This is a genomic window from Dietzia sp. B19, from assembly GCF_014145155.1.
Lineage (GTDB): Bacteria > Actinomycetota > Actinomycetes > Mycobacteriales > Mycobacteriaceae > Dietzia > Dietzia natronolimnaea.
This window is the reverse complement of sequence record NZ_JAALED010000042.1, coordinates 1-4,441: the sequence shown is the minus strand read 5'-3', so window position 1 is coordinate 4,441 and position 4,441 is coordinate 1. Positions and strand designations below refer to the sequence as shown.

Below are 4,441 nucleotides of genomic sequence, written 5' to 3'. Positions count from 1 at the left end.
GTGGAAGTGGTAGAGCAGGGCCCCGAACGGCTCGGGACGCAGCGCCACTCCGGGGTGCAGGCGCCAGCCGGCGTCGAGATCGAAGGCCGCGGGCGCGGCGTCCTGTCCGGCGCCGGCCGGCGCTGCTGCGGAGGTCATGTCAGTAGACCCCACACATACCGTCGATCGAGACCTCCTCGATGAGGGCCTCCTCCAGCACTACCTCGGTGTTCTGGGTGTTCTCCACGGCGGTTCCTCTCGTCAACGCGGTTGGGTTCCTCACCACTCCAGGTGAGACCTGCATCATATTGGCACCTAGTGCCAATTGCAATGGTCAATGCACGGTCCGCGTCCGGGATGGCTCTAGGCTTGTCGATCATGGGAATGACGGAGTCTGACGACAGTCGCGTCCCCGGGCGACGACCGTCCACGACGCGCGCCTCGATCGTGGCGGTGGCGTTGAGGCTGTTCGCGCGCCAGGGATACGACGCGACCAGCGTCGACGAGATCGCCGAGGCCGCACACATCTCCCGGCGGACCCTCTTCCGGTACTTCCCGGGGAAGGCGGCGATCGCGTGGGGCGAGTTCGACGTGCAGATGGACGGGATGCGGCGACAGCTGGCCGAGATCCCCGGCTCGACCCCGCTCCGGGACGCGCTGGCGGACTCGCTCGTCGCGTTCAACACCTTCCCGGACTCCGAGACCCAGGTGCACCGCCTGCGGATGGGACTACTGCTCGGGGTGGACGAACTCCAGGCCCATTCGACGCTGATGTACGCGGACTGGCGGAGGGCCGTCGCGGAGTTCGTGGCCGCGCGTCGCGGGGAGACCGTGCACGATCTGATCCCGGCCGCCACGGCTCACGCCGCGCTCGGGATCGCCCTCTCGGCGTACCGGCGCTGGGTCGACGAGCCCGACGCCGACCAGGCCCGGCTCCACGAACTCCTCAGGCAGGGGACGTGCATCCTGGCCTGAGGCGGCGGGCCGGCGGTGGGCACCGCGGTGCGTCAGGCGGTGCGCGACACCCGGAACCTACCGGGGAGTAATATCGGCTGGATGACCGACACCGCACCCGTCCAGCCCGCACCCACCCAGACGTACCGCCTCTGGCAGAAGGCCACCCGGCTGCCCTTCGGCTCGCGCCTGTTCAGCGCGGCCGTGAGCCTCAAGGCCCCCTACTTCCGCACCGTCCTCCCGCACGTGGTGGACGTGCGGCCCGGACGCTGCGAGGTGCGCGGCCCGGGCTGGTGGGGCAACCGCAACCACATCGGCACCTTCCACGTGATCGCCGCCCTCAACCTGGCCGAGATGGCGATGGGCGTGCTCGCCGAGGCCACCGTGCCGGCCACCCACCGGTGGATCCCCGTGGGCATGAACGTGCGCTACCCGGCCATGTCGACCGGCGGCCTGACCGTCACCGCCGAGTGGACCGAGATCCCCGACTTCTCGGCCATCACCAGCGGGCAGGACATCGACGTCCCGTTGCGCTTCGTCGACGACGCCGGCGTCGAACCGGTGGTCGGCTCCATCACCATCCGGGTCTCCCCCAAGACCAAGCGCTGACGGTCGCGGGCGCGTCAGTCGCGGGTCCGGGCGTCGAAGGCCTTGACGGCGATCGGGGCGATGATCACCGTCAGCCCCACGATCCACAACAGTGACGCCAGGACCGGGTGCTGCAACGGCAGCGCGGCATCCGGTCCGACGGCGGGGGCGTTGCCCCAGAGCTCACGCATCGCCTGGACGACCGAGGCCAGCGGGTTCCACTCGGCGACCGGCCGCAGCCACGACGGCATCGACTCCGGGGGCGCGAAGGTGTTGGCGAGGAACGTGATGGGGAAGATCGTGGTGAACATGACACCGTTGACCGCCTCGATGGTCTTGAGCCGGGAGCCCACGACGATCCCGATCCAGATCATGACGAACCCGAAGCCCAGCAGGATGAGGTAGCCCAGCACGGCGTCGACGATCCCGCTCCGGATCCGCCACCCCACGACGAGCCCCGTCAGCGACATCACCACCACTCCGATGGAGGAGTGGATGAGGCTGGACGCGCTACGCGCGATGAGGATCGACGCTCGCTGGATGGGCAGGGTCCGGAAGCGGTCGATGATCCCCTTGTTGAGGTCGTTGCACAGTCCCGCGGCCACGACGAACGAGGAGAACGCCATGGTCTGCGCCATGATGCCCGGCAGCAGCCACTCGCGGTAGTTCACGCCGCCGGCCACCGCGATCGCGCCGCCGAACACGAAGGCGAACAACAGGACGAACATCACCGGCTGGATGGTGACGTCCGCCAGGTTCTCCGGCTGGCGCCGGATGTGGAAGAGGTTGCGGCGCACCAGCGCGGAGATCTGCCGGCTCAGCGGCGGCCCCTCGTGACGGACCGGCATCGCGAACCGCTCGTGGGTGGCCGAGGTGTGGGTGGGGTCGGCGACGGTGCTCATACCCGGTTCTCCTGTTCGATGGTCTCGACGTCCGCGGCGTCCGCGGTGTCCTCGGCCCTGCGTCCGGTGAGGGACAGGAAGACGTCGTCCAGACTGGGGCGCTGCAGGCCGATGTCGTCGAGTTCGATGCCGGCGTCGGTGAACGCGGTGGCGATCCCCGCCAGCGCCGAGACGCCCTCCGACGGCGCGGTGAGCCGACGCGCGTCGCGGTCGACGTGCAGTTCCCCGATCCGGCCGTCGAGGACGCGGACGGCCTCGTCGACGTCGTCCGGCCTCGAGACGGTGATGACCAGGCTGGCCGCACCGGAGCGGTCCTTGAGCTGCAACGGGGTGCCCTCGGCGATGACGCTGCCGTGATCGATGACGATCACCCGGTCGGCCAGCTGATCGGCCTCGTCGAGGTACTGCGTGGTGAGCAACAGTGTGGTTCCGTCGCGGACCAGGTCGCGCAGGACGTCCCAGAGTTCGTTGCGCGAGCGGGGGTCGAGCCCGGTGGTCGGCTCGTCCAGGAACAGCACGGGCGGGGCCGCGACGAGGCTGGCCGCCAGATCGAGCCGGCGCCGCATGCCCCCGGAGTAGCTCTTGGCGACCTTGGTCGCGGCGTCGCTGAGCGAGAACTTCTCCAGTAGCTCGTCGGCGCGCGTCTTGACCATCTTCTTGGGCAGGCCGTACAGGTCCCCGATGAGGCGCAGGTTCTCGCGCCCGGTGAGCAGCTCGTCGACGGTGGCCGCCTGCGCGGTCAGGCCCATGGCCTTGCGCACCTCGGCCGGGGCACCCATCACGTCGTGCCCGGCGACGCGGGCGGTGCCGGAGGTGGGCGGGCTCAGGGTCGTCATCATGCGGATGGTGGTGGTCTTGCCGGACCCGTTGGGCCCCAGCAGTCCGAGGACCGATCCGGTGGGGACGGAGAAGGAGATGTCATCGACGGCGGTGAAGTCGCCGAATTTCTTGACGAGGTGTTCCGCCTCGATCGCCGGGGCGTCGGACGCCAGTCTGGTACTCACTCGCCAAAGAGTGCCGCGCCGGGAAACGGTAGTCAATACGCAGGTCCGCCAATGAGGACCGATCGCGTCCTATGGCTTGCTGGTCACCGTGTGGAACGCCACGACCGGGGCAACGTATCGTGGGGAGGTTGCCGCGCGACGTCTCGCGTCCCGCGGCGAACCGTCTCTCGAACAAAGGATGACCGGTACCCATGAGCCCCATGTCGACCATCCCGCCGACGATCGCCCGTTCGTGGCTGCTCCTGCCTGCCGACAAGTCCGAGCGCTTCGACGCGGCCGTGAACTCCGAGATGGACGTCGTGGTCCTGGACGTCGAGGACGGGTGCCGCCAGTCGGAGAAGGAACGCGCGCGCCGCGAGGTGCGCCAGTGGCTCGAGGCCGGCAACCACGCCTGGGTCCGGATCAACGACGTCCGCTCCCCCGAGTGGGAGAAGGACCTCATGGCCCTGGGCCACTGCCCCGGCCTCGACGGCGTGATGCTGGCCAAGACCGAGAACCCGGAGCACGTCTCGCTGACGGCCGCCCGGTTGGCCGCGGACACACCGATCGTCGCGCTGGTGGAGTCCGCCGACGGTCTGGCCGCCGCCACGGAGATCGCCAAGACCGACCAGGTGGTGCGCCTGGCGTTCGGCATCGGTGACTACCGCCGTGACACCGGCATCGGTTCCTCGCAGATCGCCATGGCCTACACCCGCTCGCAGTTCGTGGTGTCCAGCCGGGTCGCGCGCGTGGCTCCGCCGATCGACGGGCCCACCATCTCCAACGATACCCAGGTCCTCATGGACGCCGCCGAGCACGCGGTCGAGATGGGCATGACCGGCAAGCTGTGCCTGCGGGTGGACCAGGCCCCGTACATCAACGAGGTCCTGTCCCCCTCGGCCGCCGACGTCTCGTGGGCCGAGTCAGTGATCGACGAACTGGGGCCCGGCGGCGAGCGGTGCCGCGACGGCGCGGACCTTCCGCGGCTGGCCCGCGCGCAGAAGATCGCGCACCTCGCGCAGGCCTACGCCGTCG

7 protein-coding genes are annotated in these 4,441 nt (G+C 69.6%); 3 read left to right on the top strand and 4 right to left on the bottom strand.

The window, feature by feature from the left end; genetic code table 11:
- Both mftB and mftA read right to left on the bottom strand, forming a co-directional pair.
- A partial coding sequence (gene mftB / locus G6020_RS01850; protein WP_182609472.1) for a mycofactocin biosynthesis chaperone MftB occupies nt 1-138 on the bottom strand: 138 nt, incomplete at its 3' end.
- A 1-nt stretch (nt 139) separates the two neighbouring features.
- Nucleotides 140-226, bottom strand: coding sequence for a mycofactocin precursor MftA (gene mftA, locus G6020_RS01845; RefSeq protein ID WP_067716580.1), 87 nt, complete (start codon nt 224-226; stop codon nt 140-142).
- A 137-nt stretch (nt 227-363) separates the two neighbouring features.
- Here mftA and mftR point away from each other — a divergent pair, with 137 nt between their 5' ends.
- Nucleotides 364-954, top strand: a complete 591-nt coding sequence (gene mftR, locus G6020_RS01840) for a mycofactocin system transcriptional regulator (protein WP_179525886.1) — start codon at nt 364-366, stop codon at nt 952-954.
- Between the two features lie 81 nt (nt 955-1,035).
- Nucleotides 1,036-1,542, top strand: a complete 507-nt coding sequence (locus G6020_RS01835; protein WP_182609471.1) for a hotdog fold domain-containing protein — start codon at nt 1,036-1,038, stop codon at nt 1,540-1,542.
- Nucleotides 1,543-1,556: 14 nt separating this feature from the next.
- Here the strand turns inward: G6020_RS01835 and G6020_RS01830 are convergent, their stop codons facing one another.
- Both G6020_RS01830 and G6020_RS01825 read right to left on the bottom strand, forming a co-directional pair.
- Nucleotides 1,557-2,423: an ABC transporter permease gene (locus G6020_RS01830; protein ID WP_179525889.1), complete on the bottom strand. Its 867-nt coding sequence runs from the start codon at nt 2,421-2,423 to the stop codon at nt 1,557-1,559.
- Nucleotides 2,420-3,427 (bottom strand): ATP-binding cassette domain-containing protein, encoded by a 1,008-nt coding sequence (locus G6020_RS01825; RefSeq protein WP_179525890.1) that lies wholly within the window; start codon nt 3,425-3,427, stop codon nt 2,420-2,422. Before G6020_RS01825 ends, G6020_RS01830 begins: the two co-directional genes overlap by 4 nt.
- A gap of 200 nt (nt 3,428-3,627) precedes the next feature.
- Here G6020_RS01825 and G6020_RS01820 point away from each other — a divergent pair.
- Nucleotides 3,628-4,441, top strand: an 814-nt coding sequence (locus G6020_RS01820; RefSeq protein WP_182609473.1) for a CoA ester lyase, incomplete at its 3' end; no start/stop codon positions are given.